The following is a 20687-nucleotide window of genomic DNA, read 5'->3' as shown; positions in this document are numbered from 1 at the left end:
CACTCCGTGAGCGTCGCCGGGGTCGTCGTGGACGCCCACGGCCGGGCCCTCTTGATCCAGCGCCGGGACAACGGCAAGTGGGAGCCGCCGGGCGGCGTCCTCGAACGCGAGGAGACCATCCCCGAGGCACTGCAACGCGAAGTCCTCGAAGAGACCGGCATCAGGATCGCACTTCCGGCGACCCTGACCGGCGTCTACAAGAACATGAAGGGCTTGATCGTCTCCCTGGTCTTCCGTTGTGAGGCCGCCGACGGCACGCCCACCACCGGTGACGAGACCCGCGCGCTGCGCTGGGCCACCCGTGAAGAGGTCACCGAGCTTGCCGACGAGGCGTACGCGATCCGCGTCCTGGACGCACTCGACGCGGCGTCCCCGCCGGCCATCCGCGCCCACGATGGCGTGAAACTCGTCTAGCCCGAGCCCGCTGCACATGGCGGCCTACCAGCACGAAGGAACTTGTATGCACGAGTATACGAGTACAGCCCGGGTCTGGGGGCTGAGTTGCCCAGGATTTCCGGAAGAAGTGAGCCGGGCCCGCCGCTGGACCCGGGACATCCTGCGCGGATCGCCCTTGGCGGCGGACGCCGAGCTGATCGTGAGCGAGCTGAGCGCGAACGCGATCCTTCACACGGCAAGCGGTCTGGAGTCCGGCAGGTTCCACCTGGCCCTTGCTGTCTCCCCGCAGGTGATCGCCCTGTCCGTCACAGACGACGGAGGTGCGGCGACGGCCCCAAAAGCCGAGGACTGGGCCGAGGACGCCGAGCACGGCCGGGGCCTGGGCATGGTCAGCGCGATCGCTCACCGGGTCGTGGTCCACGACAGCGACGGCGGCCACACGGTCACCGCGGAGCTCTTCGCACAGCCGGGCTCAGAGGGACGGCCATGCTGACGTCGCCCCTTGCCGACGACTTACATGCGGGCGGGCAGTACGGCTCTTATCAGTGCTGGGCCGCCGCCTACCCCTTGCACGAGGTCCGTTCCATCACGCTGGGGTCGCACGGCGCCACAAGTCCCCGTATGGCGTTGCGTTGGCTTCGGGAGCGTACGAGTCACATCACGGACCAGCTCGACGCCGCATACGCACAGCCAGGCCGCCACTGGCTCACCGACGAGCCGGAGCACGAACGAGCCCTCGCGTATCTGGCCACAGGAACGGCCTACCAACTCACCTTGTACGACGAGAACACGCGCTACGTGCTCGTGGCCTACCCCAGAGGAGCGGCATCGTGACGGAACTCGTACGCGGCTACTGGTGCGAGTGCTGGACTGAAGACCTCAGCAGCGGCCAGCCGCCGGCACTCCGGGCAGCTTTCGACGCGTACTCGGCACCCCAAGCAGACAGATGGGTCGCGGTCACACTTCGCACGATCTCACCGGCGCTGGACTCCGACGCCTCGGACGTTGCGTGGGCTTGGCTGTCCCAAGGCCGGATCGCAACACGACGAGCCCTCTTGCGCTTCGAGCCCTGCTCGGTCACGGTCACCCAGGACAACACCCGCATCACGTGGACGATCCGACCGGTGCTCTTCGTGCCAATCGCCCATCGCCAAGGGGCCGAACTGCCAGCCTGCGCACACGACTTCAAATCCCACGCGGCCGACTGAGTTACAACTTTCTCTACGGGTTCAAGGCGCCGCGCAAGCGCGGCGTGCGCGGCCCGGCCCCCGGCCGGGCCTGCGCTCCTGTCTACGCCCCACTCCAGCCCGGCCGGCGCCCGTGCCGCGCGCACAGCAATCAGCCGCCTGATGCCAGAGAAGGGGTATGTCGTGGCTGGGGCCGGTCGGCTCCACGGCTTTAGCCACCTCCCCGGTCCGGGTCCCGCGTCGAGCAAGACCAGGGGGCCACTCGTGCACATTGCGGTCAGGCCCAAAGCCTGCCCGAGTTGCTGGCCAGCGTACGGCCCCCTGATCATGCTCGACCCCAGACCGGGCAGGCCACCGGCCAAACCCGCTCCGCCGACCTCGATTCGAACGCTCGGCCGATTTGGCAACCAATCACTCTTTTTTTGGCACAAGGCGTGCATTTGAACGCCACTCAGAACCATAATGCTGCCGAGCTGACGCCTGTACCGAGGGGGGATACGTGGCAGCGCCAAGGACAACCGTATGGAAGCTTGACCCGCACACCAAGGCGAAGCACGACCTGCTGAAGCACTACTTGGGCGGATGGTTCCCCGTCCTGTCCTCGTACAACGGCAGGATCCTATTCTTGGATGGCTTTGCAGGGCCGGGACGATATGAATCGGGAGAGCCAGGCTCCCCTTTGATCGCCCTGGAAACCTTGTTGAGCCACAACTACTTCAGCAAGATGAAGTGCGAGTTCCTCTTCTTCTTCTGCGAGGCAAAAAGGGATCGCTTCGAAAGTCTCACCGAGCAGATTGCCGGCTTCAAGGAGACATATCAACCTTGGCCAGAGAACGTGAAGGTACAGCTAATTCACTCCGAGTTCTCAGAGACGGCTACGAGCCTAATCGAGTACCTGCGTACGCAGAAAAAGCGACTGGCTCCCACGTTCGCCTTCGTAGACCCATTCGGTTTTTCGGGTCTACCCATGCAACTACTGGCGGATCTACTGTCGTTTGCGAGCTGTGAACTGTTCGTGAACTACATGGTTGACCACGTGAATCGATTCGCTACCGCCGGGAACGTCGACCACCATCTGGATGATCTTTTCGGAACATCTGAGTACAAGAACGTCGGAGCCACAGCCGGACAGAGTCGGCAGCAGTTCTTGCACGACCTGTACCAGCGACAGCTTTCCGAGGTCTGCAAGTTCCGCTTCGTTCAATCATTCGCAATGATCAACAAAACAGGTCATATTGCGTACTACCTGTTTCATGGCACGCGGGACGTCAAGGGCGTCGAGCTGATGAAAGACGCCATGTGGAAGGTGGATCCTGGCGGCGGGTTCCAGTTTTCGGACAGACTGGCCGGCCAGGACGTGCTTTTCACTGAATCAGCCGTCGACACGGAACCGCTGCGTCAAGCTTTGCTCGAACGGTACAAAGGCAGGCGTGTGTCCATAGCGGCACTTGAGGAATTCACGTTGATCAACACGCCATACAGGAAAACGCATCTCCGCAAGCCTGTGCTCACTCCACTAGAGAGGGAGGGAATCATCCAGGTTGACCGTCGCGGGCGGAGTGGTTTCCCTGCTGGCACCTGGGTGACGTTCCGCTAACTTCACACAGTGACGCGGGGCTTAACGTCCGGGTACTCGTCCCAGGTTCGACCTTGTAGGACCCGTCCTCCAGACTTGGGCGTTACCCCGCCCCACTGCTTGAAGAAGAACGGAACTTCTGCATCAACGCATTGATCACGCAGATCCGTGACCCAACTCTCATCGATTGGCCGGTGCCCCTTTCCGGACTCCCCCCCGGTGATAACCCACCCAATCCCCTCTAGATCTATGACGCCCAGAGGGCCGAGCAAAGGCTCACAGGATAGAAAGCGGACGTGTGCGGGGGTGTCGCGGAGGTCATTGATGCGGGAGTTGAACTCGGCGCTTTCAACCGTCACGCCCATCCAAACGTTCTGAGGCCAGTCGAGCTGTTCCCCCAAATTCCGCATTCGCCGAGAGCGCTTGGTGAGGATTTGATAGGTGTGCTGTGGAGTGTCCCGCATCACATCGAAGATATCCTTGACGTAAGAAATGGGGACCCGGGCATGGAATAGATCAGACATCGAGTTAACGAAAACAGTTCTCGGAGCCTTCCACGTGTATGGAAGCCCCAATGCCTGGCGGTGGATGGTGAGGCCGAACCCAGGTCCCGATGTACGCGGATCTCCGTCATTTTGGTACTTCGGGGACCCCATAGCCTTCAGACGCTTCGCAAGCACAAGGGCATAACAATTGTCACACCCCTTCGAGATACGATCGCAACCGGTAGTGGGGTTCCAGGTGGCTTCTGTCCACTCGATGGTGCTTCGATCTGCCATGGGCTCCGCTCCCCTAGTGCCTGGGCTCGCGTCTTATTGTCTCTCATCTTCAACGTTTGAGAGGCGCCCCGGAAACGATCGCTGGCGAGAAGTGACAAAGTGCCTGTACACGGCGTCACTCATGGACCTACGCTTGGCAGCTCTGGCACAGCTCCTACCAGCGGGGCCAAGTAGCCTGCCGCCCTGCTCGCTTACCAGCCGTGGGCGTGCTCATGACGCTAGCACCCTTACCCGTCCCGACCAGTTGTGGTCGGCAGGAGAGGTCTTGGCCCGGTACGGCCCAGCGCCTTCGGCAGCACGGTCACGGTTGTCGCTTGGTCATGTCTCAGCCCTTCCGCCTCCGTGTCTGTTCCTACGGCTGTCCCTGGGCGTTCGTACAGTGCTGCGTTCCACTGAACACCAGGACCAAGTGCCCACGGTGCGTTCGCGCTCTCGTCAGCGTCGCCCTGGCCGGCCAGCGGATCTAGGACGACTTCATCGCCGATGACGTCGGCACCACAGAGTCTTCCGCGGTCCGGCGCGATCTCAAGTCAACGTGCTGAGAGGGGCTTCTGCTAGTTGGCCGTCGGCTAGCTGAGCATCAATGGTTGACGCTTGCGCGCTGACACAGCCGCCGATCTCGACAGCGTCGGAACCCGACTGTCAGTGGCTGGTGAGAGAGTGCCGGACAGCCCAGCATGTCAGTCGAGGAGGGGGAGTTGGGTGCTGAAGCGTTGTTCCGTACCGGGCTGTGAGCGACCGTTCGTGGCCAAGGACTACTGCAGACTTCACTACGACCGGGTTCAGAAGACGGGATCGCCAGACGACCCCTACCCGGAGTTGGAAGAGAAGGCATGCACCGACTGCAAAATCGTCAAGCCAGTAAGTGAGTACAGCAGGAAGGGGCGTGGCAAATGGGGGCAGCAGAAGTACCAGTCTTACTGCAAGAGTTGCGAGAACGAGCGGAGAAAGGCACGCCCCAAGACCCCGGAGCAGATCGAGGCCGCCCGGAACTATAGACGAGAATGGGCGGATCGAAACCGGGAGAAGCTCAATCAGCAGCAGGCAGTGCGCAGGGCCAAGGACCCAGAATTCCACGCTTGGCGAGAGTATAAGAACCATCTTTGGAAGAAGTACCGGCTTACCTGGGAGGAGTATGAGCGTATCTATCAGGAGCAGCAGGGTAAGTGCGCCATTTGCCCTGCGGATTTGGAGGATCACGCCAAAAGGCGCCCAGCGGTCGATCACGACCACGGGTCCGGAGTGGTGCGGGGGCTGCTTTGTGACCCTTGTAACAAGGGACTAGGCCACTTCAGAGACAACTTAGCCGTGCTCCGGGCGGCCGTTTCCTACCTTGAGCGTTCCAGCATGGAGCTGGGGGCGAGTCACGAGGCGTCGTTGCAGGCCGCAGCAGAAGCCACCGAACAGCGTGGATGATGCAGGTGGGGGTGGAGCGAGGAAAACGCGCGCCTAGTTAGCAGGCGCACCCGCCGTCGTGACTGACTGTCGGCGACTGAGGTTCGTGCCACAACCGTGCCAGATGCAGGAGTCAGCCACGGTCAACACCGGTGCCGCCCGGTCGAATGGCCGACCGCTTGCTCGGCCGACGAGGCCGCAGCTCAGGCCCGAGATCGCCCCGCCTCTCTCCTAACGCGGTGCTCGGCAGTCGCCCGGCAGGTTGCGCCACTTGTTGCCGTTGTCCGGTGACCCCACTTCGGCGAACGCCCCGACGGCTCCGGTGTCGTGGATTGCGTTCACCTGCTCATGGAGGGGGTCGGCCTACTGCGGCTTCGCTGGCGCCGTCAGCCCATCCGGCCTCCCCCTAGGGGACTGAAGTCCACCGATGAGGGTCCGGTTAGGGTCTGTGCCATGTCTGCTGTCACTGAACCCGCGCCTGCTCATACCTTGCGCCCCGCGACCCGTGCCGACCTGCCTGCGGTACTGGCCCTGCTCGCGGACGAGGACCAGGTGCTGGACCCGGCGACGGTTGTGGTGACGGCGGCGCATGAGCGCGCCTTTGTGGCGATCGACACGGATCCGCGCAACGAAATGCTGGTCCTGGTGGAGGACGGCGGCACGGTGGTGGGGTGCCTGCAGGCGACGTACATCCCGGGACTTGGCAAGGGCGGCGCAGAGCGCGCCTTGGTCGAGGCGGTGCGGATCCGCGCGGACCGGCGTGGGGATGGGCTCGGCCGGACCTTGATGGCGCACGCGATCACCAGGGCGCGCTCGCGTGGCTGCGCGCTGGTGCAGCTGACCAGCAACAAGCAGCGTGAGGCTGCGCACCGCTTCTATGCCGCACTGGGCTTCGCACGTAGCCATGAAGGGTTCAAGCTCGCGCTTTAGGACGGAGCACCAACGAGCTACCCGCCATGACCGGAACGGTTCGTCATGCTACTCGGCCCTCGATCGCGCCGCTCATCCTGGACTGATCCGGTGGACGGTGCGGCCGTCAGTCGGTGAGCGCGGCGTTGACGAGGGCCTTGATGTACGGGAGGTCGTTGCCGGTTCCTGTCGGGTTCAGGGAATACACCAGGTGGTGTCGGAGGTCGCGGGTGGCGAAGAGGCCGTTGTCCCAGCCGGGGCGGGAACCGGTTTTGCCCCACGCGTCCTCGCCGTCCGGGAGCTGGTAGCGCATGAGTCCGCCGATGCTGTAGCAGGGCGTAGGGCCGGAGCAGTTCGAGTTGTCGGCGCCGTTCTTCGCGACCGGTACCTCGAACACGAGCTGCTGCTGGGCGGGAGGCAGCAGGCGGCCCCGGAACAGTGCGGTGGTGAAGCGGTCCAGGTCGGCGGCGGTGGAGATCATGCCTCCCTCGGCCCACGGGTACGGGCTCTGCTCGGTCACGTCCTGCCCCTCGACGTACACCTCCGCGTGGGGCGAGGGGATCGTCGGGTCGTCGGCGGCGGGCAGGCTGGTGTGGCGCAGGCGCAGCGGCCGGATGATCCTGCGCTCCAGCTCGGTGGCGAAGGAGTGGCCGGTGACCTTCTCCACGATCAGGCCGAGGACGAAGGAGTTGAGCCCGTTGTACTGCTGCTCGGAGCCGGGTGTGGGCGGCGTGCCGGTGGCCGCGGCGAACGACTCGCGCAGGAAGTCCTCAGGCGTCACCGACTTGAGCTGCCATCCGGGTCCGTCGGCCGGGCCGGGTGTCGGGGCGGGCTTGGGCAGACCGCTCGTGTGATCGAGGAGCTGGTGCACGGTGACGCCGGCGTACGCCTCGGGCAGCACCTGGGGGACGTACCGCCGTGCCGGTGCGTCGAGGTCGATCCGGTGCTCGGCGATGAGCTGGAGCACCACCGTGTTGGTGAAGACTTTGGTGACGCTCCCGATCCGGACGTACGCGTCAGCGGTGACCGGGCCGGCAGTGACGCCCACGCCGTCTCGCCTGACGAGCGCGGCCGCAACGATGTCGTCGGGCAGGTGGTCGAGGATGTCCTGGACGGTGGGGCTCGCGGACGTCGGGGTGCTGGAAGCGGCAGGGGCGGCGGCTGCGGGCAGAGCCGCACCAGCGGTGAGAGCAGTGGTCAGGGCGAGGGTGGTGACGGCGAGGCGTATGCGCATCGAGGTTCCTCCGGCGGCGCTGATGGGGACTCGGGGTGACTACGTCAACTCTGCCGAGTGCATTCGGCGTTGCCCATCAGTGATCACCCTGATGACACCCCTGGACTCCCCCTGACAGGGGCGAGCTCGGCCAGTCTGCGCACACGGACAGGCTCAGCCACCGCTCCTCCAGCGGTCGGGGCAGCGGGATGCGCACCACAACCGCACCAGATCGAGCGGGGAACAGCGGGGAATCACGGTGAAAGCAGCTGAACCCGAAGAGGCTACAGGCCAACTCATTCACACAGGTCAGCGCCCAAGCCGGCCGCCAATGCTCGCAGCTTCCCAAGCTGATGTCCCTGAGAAACGGGGCTGCGGAGCGCAACCAGGCCGGCTGAGCACGCCTCGTCCTTGCCAACCAGCACCTGTTTCAGCAGTTCGCTCCTGGACTGCAAAGCCCGTCCGGCCGAGGGCTCGCATCGATGCGCGTGTGTACCCGTCGCGTACCATCCCGCCCATGAGCGCAACGGTCGTCACCATCGCTTTGGCATTCGTCGGCTACCTCGCTACCTACCTCAACAACCTGCGATTGTCGCAGCGGCAAGAACGACTCTCACGCGTGAACCGACAGCTCAGCGAGTTCTACGGGCCCATGCTCGCTCTCACGGAGACCGGCACGCAAATATTCAACGCTTTCATGGAGCGTGCTGCGACCCGCCCTGACGGCCGATCACCCTTCGCTGCCGGCGGGGAACCTCCAACAAGTGAGGAGTTGACGGAGTGGCGACTGTGGGTGAGCACGGTGTTCCTGCCGAGCATCCAAGCCATGCGTGACATTGTCGTCACCAAAGCGGACCTCCTTGCTGAGCGGCAGGTACCGCCGGTGTTGCTTGAGCTGAGTGCGCACGTCTCCGGCTATGAAATCACTGCAGCCAAATGGGCAAACGGCGACTACACGCAGCACCTATCCGTTACACCGTTTCCTGGCGAGGAGCTCACACGCTACGTGCGAACCAGCTTCACCCGGCTCAAGGAGGAGCAAGCCAGTCTTCTGGGCCACCGTCGGAGATGGTCACGCAGCCCGATACCTGACAACGACACGGTTCCACGGGCTGGTTGGCGTCGCCTCGATTCGGCACCAATGACATCACCACGTGACATCAACAGCCGCGGACAGCAGCGGGACTGAACGTACAAGGGTGGCCACACCAAAGCAGGAGCACAACAGCCCAACTGCGAAAACTCAGCCCCTGGATCGAACTCCTAAAGCGGGTGTCGCAGGTTCGAATCCTGCCGGGGGCACGCGGCCTGACCAGGCCATACGCATCGAACGGCCCTCTCGGAGTGATCTCCGGGGGCCGTTTCCGTGCATGTGGGACAATATGGGGACGTAACGCTAAGCGATGTCCTGCTCACGGATCTCGCTGTCCTCGCTCGGGCCCACGTCGGGCCCGACGAGGTACAGCCTCGAGTGCGGCTCCGCCTCCGAAGTCGCCGCCGCGGCCGCGGAGTTGCTGTCGGCCTGCTCCCCGTCCTTCCTGTGCACCAGGGCGCCGGGGGCGTCCGCGGCCTCCTTCTCGAACTGCGGCATGAGCGAGGTGCACGTGTCCGCGGTGAGCGAGTAGGAGGCGTGTCCGAGGAGTGCCTGGATGGCCTTCATGGAGAGGCCGGCGGCCAGGCTCAGGCAGGCCGCGCAGTGGCGCAGCTCGTGGAGGCGGACGGGCGGCAGCCCGAGCCGCCTGATGAGGCGCTCATACTTCGCGGGGTCCTTGCGGAGCTTCTCCTCCCACTCCGCGCGCTGGGCCTTCTGCACGTCGCGCCAGGCGGTCATGAGGACGAAGGTCGCGGTGTCGAGGGTGATGGTGCGCCGGCCGCTGCGGCTCTTGGGGGTGTCCCCCCACACGCCGTAGGAGGGGCCGGAGACGAGCTATTCGACGATGTTGGCGCGCCCGTGGGCATGTCGACCTCGGACCAGGACAGACCGGTGGCCTCGCCGCGGCGCGGCGCGCGGAAGACCCTGAGGTGCCACATGGTGTACAGCGGGTGCTCGACTGCGAAGTCGAGGAGTTCGCCGGTCTGCTCGGGCGGCCACACCATCACGGGGCCGGGCTTCTCGCCGGTCCTTGCGCCAGTGGGCCACACGCTCGACGGTCCAGACGGGGGGGTCGAGCCTGCGGTACTTGGGGATGACGACGCCGTCGGCCCAGTTCTCGGTGATCAGCTTCTCCCTGACCGCGTCGCCGAGGGCGGCGGAGAGAGTGTCGAGGTACCTCTTCTGCGTGCCGGGCCGGTGGTCTGGCGGGGCTTGGCGTTGGCCTCCTCAACTCTGCTTGGGCGGGCTTCCAGCGGGGCGCAGGTGTGGTGGCCGGGGCTTGAGCGCCTGCTTCCAGGCATGCGGGCGGCTTCGCACGAGGCCTTGGCCTGCTGGGTGGCCAGGCGGTTGGCGGCTTTGACATCGTTGAAGGCCCAGATCTCCTCGAACATCGCCTGGATGTGTCGGGTTGCCAGGTCGCGCATGGGGAGGTGGCCGAGGGCCGGGATGCAGACGCGGTTGATGAAGTCCTCGTAGTCCCCACGGGTGCGGCGGTTGAGGTCGACGCGCTTGTTCAGCCAGCGGCGGAGGTACTGCTCGACGGTCTCTTGGGGTCGACGTCGATGTCGCGCTGGACCTTCTCCCAGAGCTGCTGGGCGGCGTCCTTGGCCTTGTTCTGGGTGAGGAAGCCTCCCTTGCGGGATCGGCGGCGCTTGCCTCCGGGGCCGGGTGGGAGCTCGACGTAGGAGAACCAGTGACCGTGGTCGCGCTTACCCAAGTCCGGGCAGGCTGACCCGAGTTCCCACGTCTTGGGTCGGCCGTCGCGGCCGAGGAGCGGCCGGCCTTCTTCAGCCCAGGTGCCACAGCGCGTACACCGCGACGAGCAGGAGAAGTCCCACACCTGCCATGACAGCACCCAGGAACCGCAGATACCCGGTAGACGCGAAAAGGTTCGGAGAGCCGCCGAGACGTCCCATCGCCCACGTTTCCTGGTTCCTGCGGTGAATCCGTTCGGCTCTGCGAGTGGTGATTCCCCGCACATCGAACGCCCAACTCAATCCGCACCACAGGAAAACCATGCCCGCCACGGCGAAGACGATGTCGATCAACGGGGACGGCCCGTGCGTCCCGGCGGCGAGGTGCTGCATTTTCTTGGGCGTTCCTTTCGTCGTTCCGCTCATCTACCCCGCATCTGCTTTCGCCGGTCACTGATGGATCACTGCACCGCCACGGTGACATGGCCGGGATCTGGCAGTTCCGTCGGCGCGGTGTCGCCGTACCACGAGAACTCAAGGGCTGAGAGCCTTCCACCGCTCACCCACACGAGCAGTTCGCCGAAGAGTTGGCCCGATTCGTCTGTGACCGTTCCGGTGGCCGGGATGATGCCGTTCTCGATCTGTGCCGCAGGGATGTCGGCGGGAACTTCCAGGTCGACACTAGGAGACTCGGCCCCCCATTGGCCGGTGACACGGGTTTCTGGCAGTTGGTTCCTCAGCTCCTGTGCGCCCGGGAATTCGGGCGCGAGGAGCTGTGCGAGGGTGCGTCGTTCGAGGGGGGAGAGAGGTCTGGTGGCAGGTTGGTCTGTCATGGTGTCTTTCCTGGGCACTTATCCTGGATGAACGCGGTTCCAATTCGGGGTATCCCGTTGACCATGGCTCCGCGAATGGTAACCGTTTCCCCGTCGATTGTACGGTCAACGACGAAACCGCCGGATTCCGGGAGGTCGTCGCCTCTCCAAGACTGTTGAGGATACGACGAAACGCTTCGGAGCGCCCGCCCGAATTTTTTACTATCTCCTCGAAGCCATGCTTCGGGGGATCGATGACGTGTTCCAGCTTCCGTGGCGTATTGTCCATCTCGAAGGCTTTGTCAAGCGCCTCCTGAGTGCACTTCACCAATCCGGTCGGGTCGATCCACCGGAACGGGTTGACGATGTAGGCATGGTGATTCGGCGCGGGATCGAGACCGAGCGGGTCGGGGGAGAGGTAACCTGCGGTTTCCGGATCGTAGTAACGGAAGTAGTTGTAGTGCTGGGGGTGGGGTGGATTGGGGAGCCTGCGAGCCCCTTTGCCTCAATTGTTCCCGCACTTCAGCCAGAACCATCCGGCTGGAGGTGCCACGCCCCTTGGACGGCAGGGCATCGAGCGCCGGCAGAGATGTCCCATCGCTAGGCCCCCGCCTGGGTGTTCCGGGTGTCCGGGTGACAGAGTCAACCGGATTACCTCACCGTGATCAGTACTGCGTGTTGAGATCCGTTCCCTTGGGGGCGCGCCAGCAGCCGGAGACGACAGTGATTGCCAGAAGCGGGTCCTTCTCGTGCGGATTGGTCGGGGTGGACACCATGAGCACGGCGTTCACCGAGAAGCGGTCCGTCTCCGAATCTGCCGTGAGCGAGAGCGACTTGGCCTCGCTGTTATTGGGGCCGTAGTCGACGATCTTCCAGCCTTTCTTCGGCAGTTCCTCCCGTAGCCGCTGGAAGCCCGCCTTCAGCTCGTCCTCGGAGACGTCGTAGACCGACCAAGGGTGCCGCGTCATGTAGAAGTGCTGGGGATCCCCTCCATCGCAGGCAGAGATGGCGGGACCGCGCTCTGTGACCTTGCCCTTGCGGATTCCGATCATTTCGTAGATCGCGCTGGAGGCGGCCTTCGCCTTGTCGCGGGCTTCGTCCACGCCCAACGTGGGATGCCCGGAACCTGCCTGCGGGCCGGATGACTGCGGCGTCGAGGGGGAGTGTCCGTTGGTGTCCACGATCTTCGAACATCCTGCCGTGAGGAGGGAAACTGCGACTGCGGCGGCAAGACCGATGGAGGCCCCTCGGTACCGCTTCCTTGCTGGGCTACGCATCGGCATCACCTTACGGGTAGACAACTTGGTTGTACCGTCCAGTAACTACAGCCCCCTGGTTGAAGAGGCTGTACGAGCCCTTATCCCAGTAGCCGCTGTGACCGCCTGTATCGACGGCCATACGATGGGCACCGAACGCCTCGTCGGACGGGACTGTCTGGATGTAGCCGGCGTCGTACGGCAGCCCGTGGAAGGTCTGGGCGCCCCACTTGTACCCGCCGAGATGGGCGATCTTGCCTCCCGCTGGGACAAGATCGTCGTGTGCGGCCTCGGACCACACGTGGTTCTTACCGACGTCCAAGTCACTCGCGCCGCCGACCAGCATGCCTGGGCTGCCGGCCACGACGATGTCATCCGCCGCGAAGTGCCCCGGGGCCTTGGACGCGGCGCCCACGAGGGTGGAGCCATAGCTGTGGCCGATGACGGTGGTGTGGCTGGCGTCCGGGCCGCCCTGGGCCGTTTGCAGACCGTCCAGGAAGTTGTTCAGTTTGGGTGCGCCCTCGTAGGCGAAGTGCTTTTCCATGGCCTCGGGGGCAAGGCTCTGAGGGGCGTCGTATCCGATCCAGGTAATGGTCGAGGTGGTCTTGCTGGGGGACAACTGGTTGCTGACGTCCCACACATCCTGCATGCGCTGGATGTCGCCCTTGTCGCCCGCGAGCTTCGAAAAGGTCCCCGGCACATACACTGCCGTGTTGTCCGCCGTGTCCGGGTTGCCGTTGGCCAGGATGACGTGTCCGTTGCCCTTGAGATCGAAGCCCAGCAGGTACGCCGGGGGCAGGTCGTCGATGCCCGTCTGGTCGAAGCGGGACTGGATGGCGTCCATGCCCTTGAGCTGGTCCTTGTACTTGTTGCCGCCCATGGCGTTCCACGCGGTCCATTCCGGGTTCGTGATGATCCCGCCCGCAGTGACGATCTGCTTTTCCGGCTCCGGGCCCAACTGGTCGAGGCTGTGCTGGACCTGGGCGCGAGCCTCATCCAGCACGATCCGATTGGACGAGTCTCGGATCACGCTCGGTAGGCCGTCGAGCGCGCCGATTTCTGCCGGATACAGCGTCTGGTACTCCTCGCGCTGTTCCTGCGTGAGGCCGTCCCACCACTTCTTGTTGTCGGCCGGGGACTTGCCTTGCGGAATGCTGTCCTTGCTGAGGTAGGTGCCGACCGTCTTCTGGACGTCGCCCATGTCGTGGGCCTCGTCCAGGAGCATGTCGTCGGTCACGGCCAGGCCGTCCGGTGCCTTCAGCTCGCGCAGGGTCTTTGCGTACCGGTTGTCGATCTCGATGGCGCTGTTCACCGCCTGCGAGATGCGTTCGGCGATGTCTTCGGCCTTGCCCTTGTTGGGGTCGCCGTTCGCCTCGCCTGCGCCGGGCAGGTACGGGACCGGGGCGCCTGGTGTGGCGGTTCCGGTGCCGGTGGAGGTGCCGGGGGCCGTGGGAAGCTCGGTGCTTCTCGGATACTCGACCGAGCCGTCCTCGTTGACCGTGAACTTGAGATTGGCAGCGTCGTCGAGGGCCTGCTTCAGCTTCTTCTGGGCACCGGACAGTTCCGAGGCGAGAGCGTTCAAGGCCGTACGGACGAGACCGCATTCGCTGTGGATGTACTGGTAGTTCCGGCCCAGCTGGGTCAGATCCCGCTCGGCCGCGGTCTGTGCCTCGCCCTTCTGGGTGGCACGGAGCGGGGCGGCCATCTCCTGGTCGGCCCGGATACGTGCGGCATTGGCCCGGTTGCTGACCATGCTCCAGCCGTCGGCCGCCTTCTCGTACTCGGTTAACTTCGCGTCGCGCAGCTGCTGCCATGTGGGCATGCTCGCCTCACCGCGCCCAATCGGGCTTGTTGCCGCCCACGTTCACGCCGTTGACCTTGCCGGCAACAGCGGGGTCGATCTCGCCGAAGTCCCGGCCGGTCTTGGCAAGCGCGCCGTGCAACCGGTCGCACTCGTTGCGCACCGAGGTCAGTCGCTCCTCCCAGGTGGGCAGGATCTCGTTCAGCGCGGCGGTGCTCGTGAAGCCGACGGTCCCGCCCTTGACACCCTCGTGGGCCGTCTTGAGCTCCGTCAGCCCCGCGTTCGTGACCGTCCGCAGATCCCGAGCCACGCCGGAAGCCTTGGTCCACGGACCCTTCGACGCCTTCAGATCAGGAGCCGACCCTCCGGAGGATCCGCTCGATCCTCCGCCGCCCCCGCCTCCCGGATCGGCCAGATGGTCGATCTGCATCCGCTGGGCCGCACGTGCCTTGAGCTGCTCCCACTCGTCCCACGCCATCGGTGTGGTCCTCCCCCTCTTCGTGGTGGCGATGTGGTGTGTGTCGTGATGCGTTGTGTCGCCGCGGTGCGCCAGCGTATTGATCTGGTCCCGGGAGCACCTGAGTACGCGTACTGAGTGGCTGAGTATCGGTACTCACATATGGCGAACTTGGCCTGTTTCGCACGTGCAACAGTTCCCCCATGTGTGCCGTCAAGCGAAGCGGCGTCGGCGCTTGACGAAGACCGCAGCCCTGGCAACCCCACCAAGCAGCAGTACGGCGCCGATACCAATTCCGATCCAGAGACCACCGTTGCCGCTGTCTTTTGAGGAGGAAACCTCGGCCACGGGGTCGCCCCCCTTTGCCTGAGCGCCCGTGCCGGATGCCGCGGGTGTGCTTGCGGACGGGGAAGCCGACGCCCCCGCGGCCGCGAGGTCGGGCAGCGGGTACACGTCGGCCGGCCACGAGCAGGCGAGCCCTCTGCGCCCACTACTCCGCGGGGGATCGCTCCAGTCGGCCGGCCCGTAGGAGGCATGGTTGGCCGACCGCCAACGATGCCGTTGCCGCCGCCAACCGGCATTTTCCCGGGATTCGGCGTCGGGACTCCCTGGCCTGGCACGAAGGGCGTCCGCCCGGTGACCGCCGCCCGACCCGGTCCTACCGGACCGACGACTCCTTCGCCTCTTTGAACCGGAGCAGCAACGGCCCTGCCCGGCCCCATCGGGCCAGTTACCGGTTCACCTAGCCACGTCGGCGGTCCCGGAGATCGGGTACCGCCCCCGAAGACCGGAGGGATGATCGCAGGCTGCGCCGGCGTCGCGCCAGCCACCCGACCAGTGTCAGGAACCGCACCAGCGGTGCCCAACGCCGTGTGCGGCGCATGAGGCAACGTGCCTACCGAGTCGATGTTCAAATGGGACGGTGGCTCGGCCTCCGCCAGCGGACGGTGTCTGGACACAATTACGCCGTGAGGCGAGGCCCCGTCCCGCCGCGCATCAACGGTTCTCGAGTGCGAGACGGACTCGCGCGCCACGACACTGGGAGCTGAAACGGCCGAAGCGGGCCCCTGAGTGACGTTGCCGCTGCCAGGTCGACTGATCTCGCTCTCGCCAATGCGACCTTCACGGTCTGGCGGCACGATCGCTTTCGGCGGCGGCGGAAACCTCGGCCGCTCCAGTCTGTTCATCTGCGTGGCCGACCACTCGTAGGTCTGGCCCAGCTTCCGCATCTGCGCCGCCGCCTCCAGGCGGACCTGCTCCTTGTGCGCCGCCAGTGCGGCCAGCTCGCTCCTGGCCTTGGCGCCGGCCGCCGTCGCGTCCGGGTCGTTGTGGGCCGCGTTCGCCGCGTCAAGGTTCGTCTGCGCGCCCTTGGTGTCGCGCGGAATGGATGCCTGCGCCTGTGCGATCGCCCCGGAAGCCTCCTTCAGCCACTTCCCGGCGCCTTCGCTGAAGTCGCCGAGCCGCAGGGTGGCGTTGGCCAGGTCGGAGGACCAGGTGCGGAACGCGCGGGCGCCCTCGCCCTTCCATTCCACCCACTGCGGGCGGACCTTGAGCTCCTCGGCGATCTTGCGGATCTCCTCGGCGGCCGCGGTGAGTCGGTCCGCGGCGGCCTGCACCGTGCCGGCGTCGGCCTGGTCGAGCCACTCCAGCATCTGCTCGTGGCTCATGTCCTCGAAGGACGTACCGCCGCCGGATCCCTTGCCAGGCATCAGAACTCCCCCGCCCCCGTTCGTTCCACCAGATCCATCAGATCCATCAGATCGAACCGCCCGCGTCACCACCCGCCGGTGCCGACTCCGACGGCTGCCCGGGCTGCGCCCCGTTCCCGCCGCCGTGGCTCTTGCCCGGCCCCACGGGGTCGTAGCTGCCGCCGTAGTCCTTCGCCGTCTCCGCGCTGATCGCCGCCATGCGGTCGCGTACGTCCAGGTCGACGTTCTGGTAGCCCTTGTGCGAGGCCATGACGGCGATGTTCATGCCCTCCATGGAGTCCGACAGCAGCTTCGACAGCGTCTCCAGTTCGCTGACCACCGTCTCGTACGCGCCGAACAGCCCAGCTGCCTCCGCCCACGCACCGGCTCCGCCCCCGAACTGATGGCGGGCGAGCTGCTCCTGCCCGATCCTGCCCGGACCTGCCTGCGAGCCCTTCAGGTCGTGGATCAGGGCGTCGACGCGCTGCTGGAAGGTGGTGAAGGACGACAGTTCCGTGGTCAGATCGGCGACGGCTTGGCGCGCCGCGCCGAACAGGCCGGTCACCGACGACGACGTGCCCGACGCCGAACCGCCATCGCTCGGCAACACAACGTCCTCCCCACCGTCGGAACAACCGAAGACCCGAACCCGTACCAGCAACTCTAGCTACCAGCAGTGACACTCCGCAGTCGCCCCGTTGCAAGGGGCGATCGAGACCAGGCCATCCAGAGGTGCCTCTCGGACACGCGCGCTGGTACCAGGCGAACCACCGAGCATGTGTCCACCCAACACCCAGGGCATGACCGAGCGCATGAGTGCTCCTACTCAGATGAGACGCCAGAGGTGCCCAAGCCGGGAGTTCCGCACGATCGAGGCGTGGGGACGAACGAGCGCAGCGCGACCGGGTTATCGAGGAACGACAGGGGGCGCCGATGACCGTGACGATCCGCCCGGCGGAGAAGCGGGGCGTCCAAGCCGTGACCGAACTGATCGAGGAGATCGAGCGGTACTACGGCGCGAGCGACACCGACATCCAGCCGCTGGAGAAGCGCCTCCGAGTCGGGGAGGCCCTCTTCGGCTCGCCGCCGCCGGCCTCCGCGCTGCTCGTCCGTGCGTGCACGATGCGCGAGCGGACGGTCCGGCACCAGGGCATGAGCGGGATGGGGGTACGACACCGCAGGGCCCTGATCAGGCCAAACAGCACCCTGCGGCAGCGTCGCGCACTACCCGGCAAGAGGTCGGCCTCCGCGGACTCACGCCTGGTGGCGGTGGCTCGCGGCCGAACGCGGACCGTAGTCCCATCCTGTAGTAGCCGGAAGTGGTCAGGGGACCGCCCTCGAACGTACCCGCTGGCCGCTACCCGCCGTCAGTGCCCTCTACCTCCCGTAGCCGGGAAGACGGTGGCCTACGACACGGTCCAGCTGGACCCTCCACTCACTGAGCCGGCCAGGACGATGCGCGTCGAGTTCGCACGGATACGAGGTGCCGTCGGTCAACTGGACAGTGACCGTCAGCCGGTTGCCGCGGCGCGAGGGGGTGTAGGTGACAGCGGCGATCTCGGACCAGTCGAAGTCGGCCGCGACCCCCTCGACCTGAAGGGTGACGCCGCCGCTGTCCGCCTTGAAGCTGGCCTCCCAGTCACCGAGGACCACGTGCGGAGGCTGCCCCGGCACCACCGTCGCAGCCATGTGCGGGCCGTTCGGCGGACCTGTCGGCAGCGGAGGCGCCACGGGCCGCGGTGGCACGGCGATCGTCGGCGTGTACAGCGGCGGGCCGGCCTGCGCCGAGCCATCCGTGAGCACGTCGAGCAACGCCGTCGGTGTCGGGCGGGCCGCCGGGTCCTTCTCCAGGCAGGCGGCCACCGCGTCCCGCAGTCCACCGGGCACGGCGGAAAGGTCTGGCAGCTCGTGGACGGACCGGTACATGAGCGCCATGGAGGTACCCTCCCCCCACGCGTTTCCGCCGGCCGCGGCGACCAGCACGGCTCCCAACGCGAACACGTCTGTCGCGCCGGACACCTCCTTGCCCAGCGCCTGTTCGGGGGACAGGTAACCCGGAGTGCCGAAGGCCGTCCCCGTGGCGGTCAGGCGCGTGGACTCCACCGCCCGTGCGATACCGAAGTCGAGTACCCGGGGGCCGTCAGCAGCCATGACGATGTTGCCCGGCTTGAGGTCGCGATGGACCAGGCCGCAGGAGTGGATGGACTCCAGGGCCTCGGCGAGCGCGGCGGCCAGGGCCCTCAGCCGCGCTTCGTCCATGGGTCCCTCTGCCGCGATCTGCGCGGCGAGGGTCGGCCCGGGGATGTAGGCCGTGGCCAGCCACGGAGACTCGCCGTCGGTGTCGGCGTCGACGACCGGCGCCGTGTGGAAACCGCCCACCCTGCGGGCAGCCTCCACCTCCGTGCGGAACCGCTCCCGGAAGACGGGATCCGCGGCCAGTTCCGGCTTGGCGACCTTCAGCGCGACCGCACGGCCCCCGCGCGTACGCGCCAGGTATACCGTCCCCATCCCCCCTTCGCCGAGCTTGCGCTCGACGAGGTACCCCCCAATGCGCTCCATCCGTACAGTATGGCTGCCCCGTACAGACTCTTCTGGCTGTCGGGCGGCCCCTGACTCGCCTGACGAGGTTCAGGCGAGTGACGCGAGGGAGTCGTCGATCGGGTGGCCGCCTCCGGTGACCTCGAAGAGGCGGTTGTGGGTCGCGGGGGTGTCGAGGGAGGCGATGGCCACGGCCGCGAGGTCCGCGCGGGTCAGGGAGCCCTCGGGGACCTGGTCGCCGACGGTGACACGGCCCGTGGGTGCGCCGTCGGTCAGCCACGGCGGCCGGATCACCGTCCACGTCATGCCCGACGCGGCGAGGTGGAGGTCGGCCGCGTGCTTGGCCTGGCCTGTGGCCCGCAGGTATCCGGGCAGCCGTGCCGGGTCACCGCTGCCCATCATCGAGACCTGGACCCAGCGCTTCACTCCCGCGCCGGCTGCCGCGTCGACGGCCGCGGTGATCCCCCGGCGGTCGATGAGGTCGGCCTGCCTCTGGGTCATGCTGCGGGTGGCTGCCGCGTTGATGACGACGTCGGTGGCGGCGAAGGCCTCGGCGAAAGCCCCGGGGTCGGGTGACGCCAGGTCGAGCGCGACGAATTCGAGTGCGCCGGCCGCCGCCTTGGCCGCCTTCTGCGGTTTCCGCACGGCGCCGCGCACCGGGTGGCCCAGGTCGAGGAGCTGATTGACGATCAGGCGGCCGGTGGCTCCGGTGGCGCCCAGGACGGTGATGGTCATGGGGATCTGTTCTCGTCTCTCTCGTCGGTGTTCACAGGTTCAGCGTGGCCATCCGCGCCGCGTCGTATCGTTCGCCGACGACGGCGTCGGCGGGGACCGCCTCCTCCAGGGCCCGGAGCAGGTCCTCGGTCAGGGGGACGTCGCAGGCCCGGAGGTTCTCGTCGAGGTAGGCGCGGCGCTTGGTGCCCGGGATCGGCACGATGTCGGGGCCCTGGCGCAGCAGCCAGGCGAGGGCCAGTTGGGCGGGGGTCGCGTCCACGGTGGCGGCCAGTTCACGCAGCCGCTCGACCAGAACGAGGTTGGTCGCCAGACTGCTCCGCTGGAAACGGGGAGCGAGGCGGCGGATGTCGTCCTCGGGGAACTGCCCGGGGCCGGACACGGTGCCGGTGAGCAGCCCCCGGCCCATCGGGGCGTAGGCGACGAGCCCGATGCCCAGTTCCCGCAGGGTGGGCAGGTGCTCCACCTCGATGTCGCGGCTGAACAGGGAGTACTCGTACTGGCCCGCGGTGACGGGATGGACGGCGTGCGCCCGCCGCACCGTGGCCGGCGCGGCCTCGGAGATGCCCAGGTGGCGCACCTTGCCCGCAGCCACCAGTTCGGAGAGCGTGCCCCACGTCTCCTCGACGGGGACCGTCGGGTCGATACGGTGCTGGTAGTAGAGGTCGATGTGGTCGACGCCGAGGCGCCGCAGGGAGGCGTCGCAGGCGGCGCGTACGTAGTCGGGGCGGCCGTTGACGCCCTTGACCGTGCCGTCCGGCAGGCGCTCGATGCCGAACTTGGTGGCGAGGACGACCTCGTCCCGCCGGTGCCCCACCGCCCGGCCGACGAGCCGCTCATTGGTGAACGGCCCGTACATGTCGGCGGTGTCGAGCAGCGTGACCCCCTGGTCGAGGGCACGCCGGACGGTGGCGATCGACTCGGCGTCGTCGCCCGGACCGTAGAGGTCGCTCATGCCCATGCAGCCGAGGCCGAGGGCGGAGACGGCGAGGGTGGACAGGTGGCGCTGGTACATCGTTCTCCCGGGCGTCGGGTACGTGTCGGGGCGGGGCGGTCGTACGTCGGATCAGGCCAGTCGTACGAGCGCCCGGGACATGCCGAGCACCTTCTGGCCGCCGCTGGTCGCCGTCAGGTCCACGCGGACGGTGTTGCCGTCCAGCT

At 66.4% G+C, this 20687-nt stretch carries 23 protein-coding genes, 1 tRNA gene and 2 pseudogenes; 9 read left to right on the top strand and 17 right to left on the bottom strand.

The window, feature by feature from the left end:
• The first annotated feature begins 6 nt into the window (after positions 1 to 6).
• From ACZ60X_RS42060 to ACZ60X_RS42040, 5 genes are all read left to right on the top strand, one after another.
• Positions 7 to 414 (top strand): NUDIX hydrolase, encoded by a 408-nt coding sequence (locus tag ACZ60X_RS42060; RefSeq protein ID WP_469610861.1) that lies wholly within the window; start codon positions 7 to 9, stop codon positions 412 to 414.
• Positions 415 to 460: 46 nt separating this feature from the next.
• Entirely contained in the window at positions 461 to 889 is a 429-nt protein-coding gene (locus tag ACZ60X_RS42055) for an ATP-binding protein (protein WP_469610788.1), read from the top strand.
• Between the two features lie 128 nt (positions 890 to 1017).
• Positions 1018 to 1230 (top strand): hypothetical protein, encoded by a 213-nt coding sequence (locus ACZ60X_RS42050; protein ID WP_356019904.1) that lies wholly within the window; start codon positions 1018 to 1020, stop codon positions 1228 to 1230.
• Positions 1227 to 1604, top strand: a complete 378-nt coding sequence (locus tag ACZ60X_RS42045; protein ID WP_469610785.1) for a hypothetical protein — start codon at positions 1227 to 1229, stop codon at positions 1602 to 1604. Before ACZ60X_RS42050 ends, ACZ60X_RS42045 begins: the two co-directional genes overlap by 4 nt.
• A 478-nt stretch (positions 1605 to 2082) precedes the next feature.
• Positions 2083 to 3180 carry a three-Cys-motif partner protein TcmP gene (locus ACZ60X_RS42040; protein WP_469610783.1) on the top strand — a complete coding sequence of 366 codons (1098 nt, stop codon included), beginning with the start codon at positions 2083 to 2085 and terminating at the stop codon, positions 3178 to 3180.
• A gap of 2 nt (positions 3181 to 3182) precedes the next feature.
• Here ACZ60X_RS42040 and ACZ60X_RS42035 read toward each other — a convergent pair whose 3' ends face one another.
• Positions 3183 to 3938, bottom strand: coding sequence for a DUF5131 family protein (locus ACZ60X_RS42035; protein WP_469610781.1), 756 nt, complete (start codon positions 3936 to 3938; stop codon positions 3183 to 3185).
• A 744-nt stretch (positions 3939 to 4682) separates the two neighbouring features.
• Between ACZ60X_RS42035 and ACZ60X_RS42030 the strand changes: the two genes are divergently transcribed.
• A complete protein-coding gene (locus tag ACZ60X_RS42030) occupies positions 4683 to 5354 on the top strand; it encodes an endonuclease VII domain-containing protein (RefSeq protein ID WP_469610779.1) in 672 nt (223 codons plus the stop codon).
• A 432-nt stretch (positions 5355 to 5786) separates the two neighbouring features.
• Complete coding sequence (locus tag ACZ60X_RS42025) at positions 5787 to 6263, top strand: GNAT family N-acetyltransferase (RefSeq protein ID WP_469610777.1); 477 nt, start codon at positions 5787 to 5789, stop codon at positions 6261 to 6263.
• 106 nt (positions 6264 to 6369) lie between these two features.
• On the opposite strand, the gene ACZ60X_RS42020 is transcribed toward ACZ60X_RS42025, so the two are convergent.
• Positions 6370 to 7476, bottom strand: a complete 1107-nt coding sequence (locus tag ACZ60X_RS42020) for a serine hydrolase domain-containing protein (RefSeq protein WP_469610774.1) — start codon at positions 7474 to 7476, stop codon at positions 6370 to 6372.
• Between the two features lie 496 nt (positions 7477 to 7972).
• Here ACZ60X_RS42020 and ACZ60X_RS42015 point away from each other — a divergent pair, with 496 nt between their 5' ends.
• Positions 7973 to 8644, top strand: a complete 672-nt coding sequence (locus tag ACZ60X_RS42015; RefSeq protein ID WP_469610772.1) for a hypothetical protein — start codon at positions 7973 to 7975, stop codon at positions 8642 to 8644.
• A gap of 57 nt (positions 8645 to 8701) precedes the next feature.
• A tRNA-OTHER gene (locus ACZ60X_RS42010) sits at positions 8702 to 8757 on the top strand.
• A 94-nt stretch (positions 8758 to 8851) separates the two neighbouring features.
• On the opposite strand, the gene ACZ60X_RS42005 is transcribed toward ACZ60X_RS42010, so the two are convergent.
• The 15 genes and pseudogenes from ACZ60X_RS42005 to ACZ60X_RS41935 all read right to left on the bottom strand — a co-directional run.
• Positions 8852 to 9358: a site-specific integrase gene (locus tag ACZ60X_RS42005; RefSeq protein ID WP_469610770.1), complete on the bottom strand. Its 507-nt coding sequence runs from the start codon at positions 9356 to 9358 to the stop codon at positions 8852 to 8854.
• Positions 9359 to 9672: 314 nt separating this feature from the next.
• Positions 9673 to 10065, bottom strand: a complete 393-nt coding sequence (locus ACZ60X_RS42000; protein WP_469610859.1) for a hypothetical protein — start codon at positions 10063 to 10065, stop codon at positions 9673 to 9675.
• Positions 10062 to 10265 (bottom strand): Arm DNA-binding domain-containing protein, encoded by a 204-nt coding sequence (locus tag ACZ60X_RS41995; protein ID WP_469610768.1) that lies wholly within the window; start codon positions 10263 to 10265, stop codon positions 10062 to 10064. The genes ACZ60X_RS42000 and ACZ60X_RS41995 overlap by 4 nt, the downstream gene beginning before the upstream one ends.
• Positions 10266 to 10335: 70 nt before the next feature.
• The gene (locus ACZ60X_RS41990; protein WP_469610765.1) at positions 10336 to 10635 is read right to left on the bottom strand and encodes a hypothetical protein; all 300 of its coding nucleotides are present in this window, start codon (positions 10633 to 10635) and stop codon (positions 10336 to 10338) included.
• A gap of 68 nt (positions 10636 to 10703) precedes the next feature.
• Positions 10704 to 11075, bottom strand: coding sequence for a hypothetical protein (locus ACZ60X_RS41985; RefSeq protein WP_469610763.1), 372 nt, complete (start codon positions 11073 to 11075; stop codon positions 10704 to 10706).
• A gap of 298 nt (positions 11076 to 11373) precedes the next feature.
• A pseudogene (locus ACZ60X_RS41980) lies at positions 11374 to 11523 on the bottom strand (RHS repeat-associated core domain-containing protein); the annotation flags it as partial.
• A gap of 196 nt (positions 11524 to 11719) precedes the next feature.
• The gene (locus ACZ60X_RS41975) at positions 11720 to 12235 is read right to left on the bottom strand and encodes a hypothetical protein (protein ID WP_469610761.1); all 516 of its coding nucleotides are present in this window, start codon (positions 12233 to 12235) and stop codon (positions 11720 to 11722) included.
• Between the two features lie 106 nt (positions 12236 to 12341).
• On the bottom strand, positions 12342 to 14132 hold the full coding sequence (locus ACZ60X_RS41970) for an alpha/beta hydrolase (RefSeq protein WP_469610759.1): 1791 nt from the start codon (positions 14130 to 14132) through the stop codon (positions 12342 to 12344).
• Between the two features lie 7 nt (positions 14133 to 14139).
• Positions 14140 to 14541, bottom strand: a complete 402-nt coding sequence (locus ACZ60X_RS41965) for a hypothetical protein (protein WP_469610757.1) — start codon at positions 14539 to 14541, stop codon at positions 14140 to 14142.
• A 240-nt stretch (positions 14542 to 14781) separates the two neighbouring features.
• A complete protein-coding gene (locus tag ACZ60X_RS41960) occupies positions 14782 to 14916 on the bottom strand; it encodes a hypothetical protein (protein WP_469610755.1) in 135 nt (44 codons plus the stop codon).
• Positions 14917 to 16323: 1407 nt separating this feature from the next.
• Positions 16324 to 16866 (bottom strand): hypothetical protein, encoded by a 543-nt coding sequence (locus tag ACZ60X_RS41955; RefSeq protein WP_469610753.1) that lies wholly within the window; start codon positions 16864 to 16866, stop codon positions 16324 to 16326.
• Between the two features lie 767 nt (positions 16867 to 17633).
• A complete protein-coding gene (locus tag ACZ60X_RS41950) occupies positions 17634 to 18815 on the bottom strand; it encodes a serine/threonine-protein kinase (RefSeq protein ID WP_469610751.1) in 1182 nt (393 codons plus the stop codon).
• 69 nt (positions 18816 to 18884) lie between these two features.
• Positions 18885 to 19529, bottom strand: a complete 645-nt coding sequence (locus ACZ60X_RS41945; RefSeq protein ID WP_469610748.1) for an SDR family oxidoreductase — start codon at positions 19527 to 19529, stop codon at positions 18885 to 18887.
• Between the two features lie 31 nt (positions 19530 to 19560).
• Positions 19561 to 20541 (bottom strand): aldo/keto reductase, encoded by a 981-nt coding sequence (locus ACZ60X_RS41940; protein ID WP_469610746.1) that lies wholly within the window; start codon positions 20539 to 20541, stop codon positions 19561 to 19563.
• 51 nt (positions 20542 to 20592) lie between these two features.
• Positions 20593 to 20687, bottom strand: a pseudogene (locus ACZ60X_RS41935) (dehydratase); the annotation flags it as partial.

This window comes from Streptomyces sp. NPDC104106, from assembly GCF_055584345.1.
Note: the sequence above shows the minus strand (reverse complement) of the source record. Positions and strands in the feature narration are given on the sequence as shown.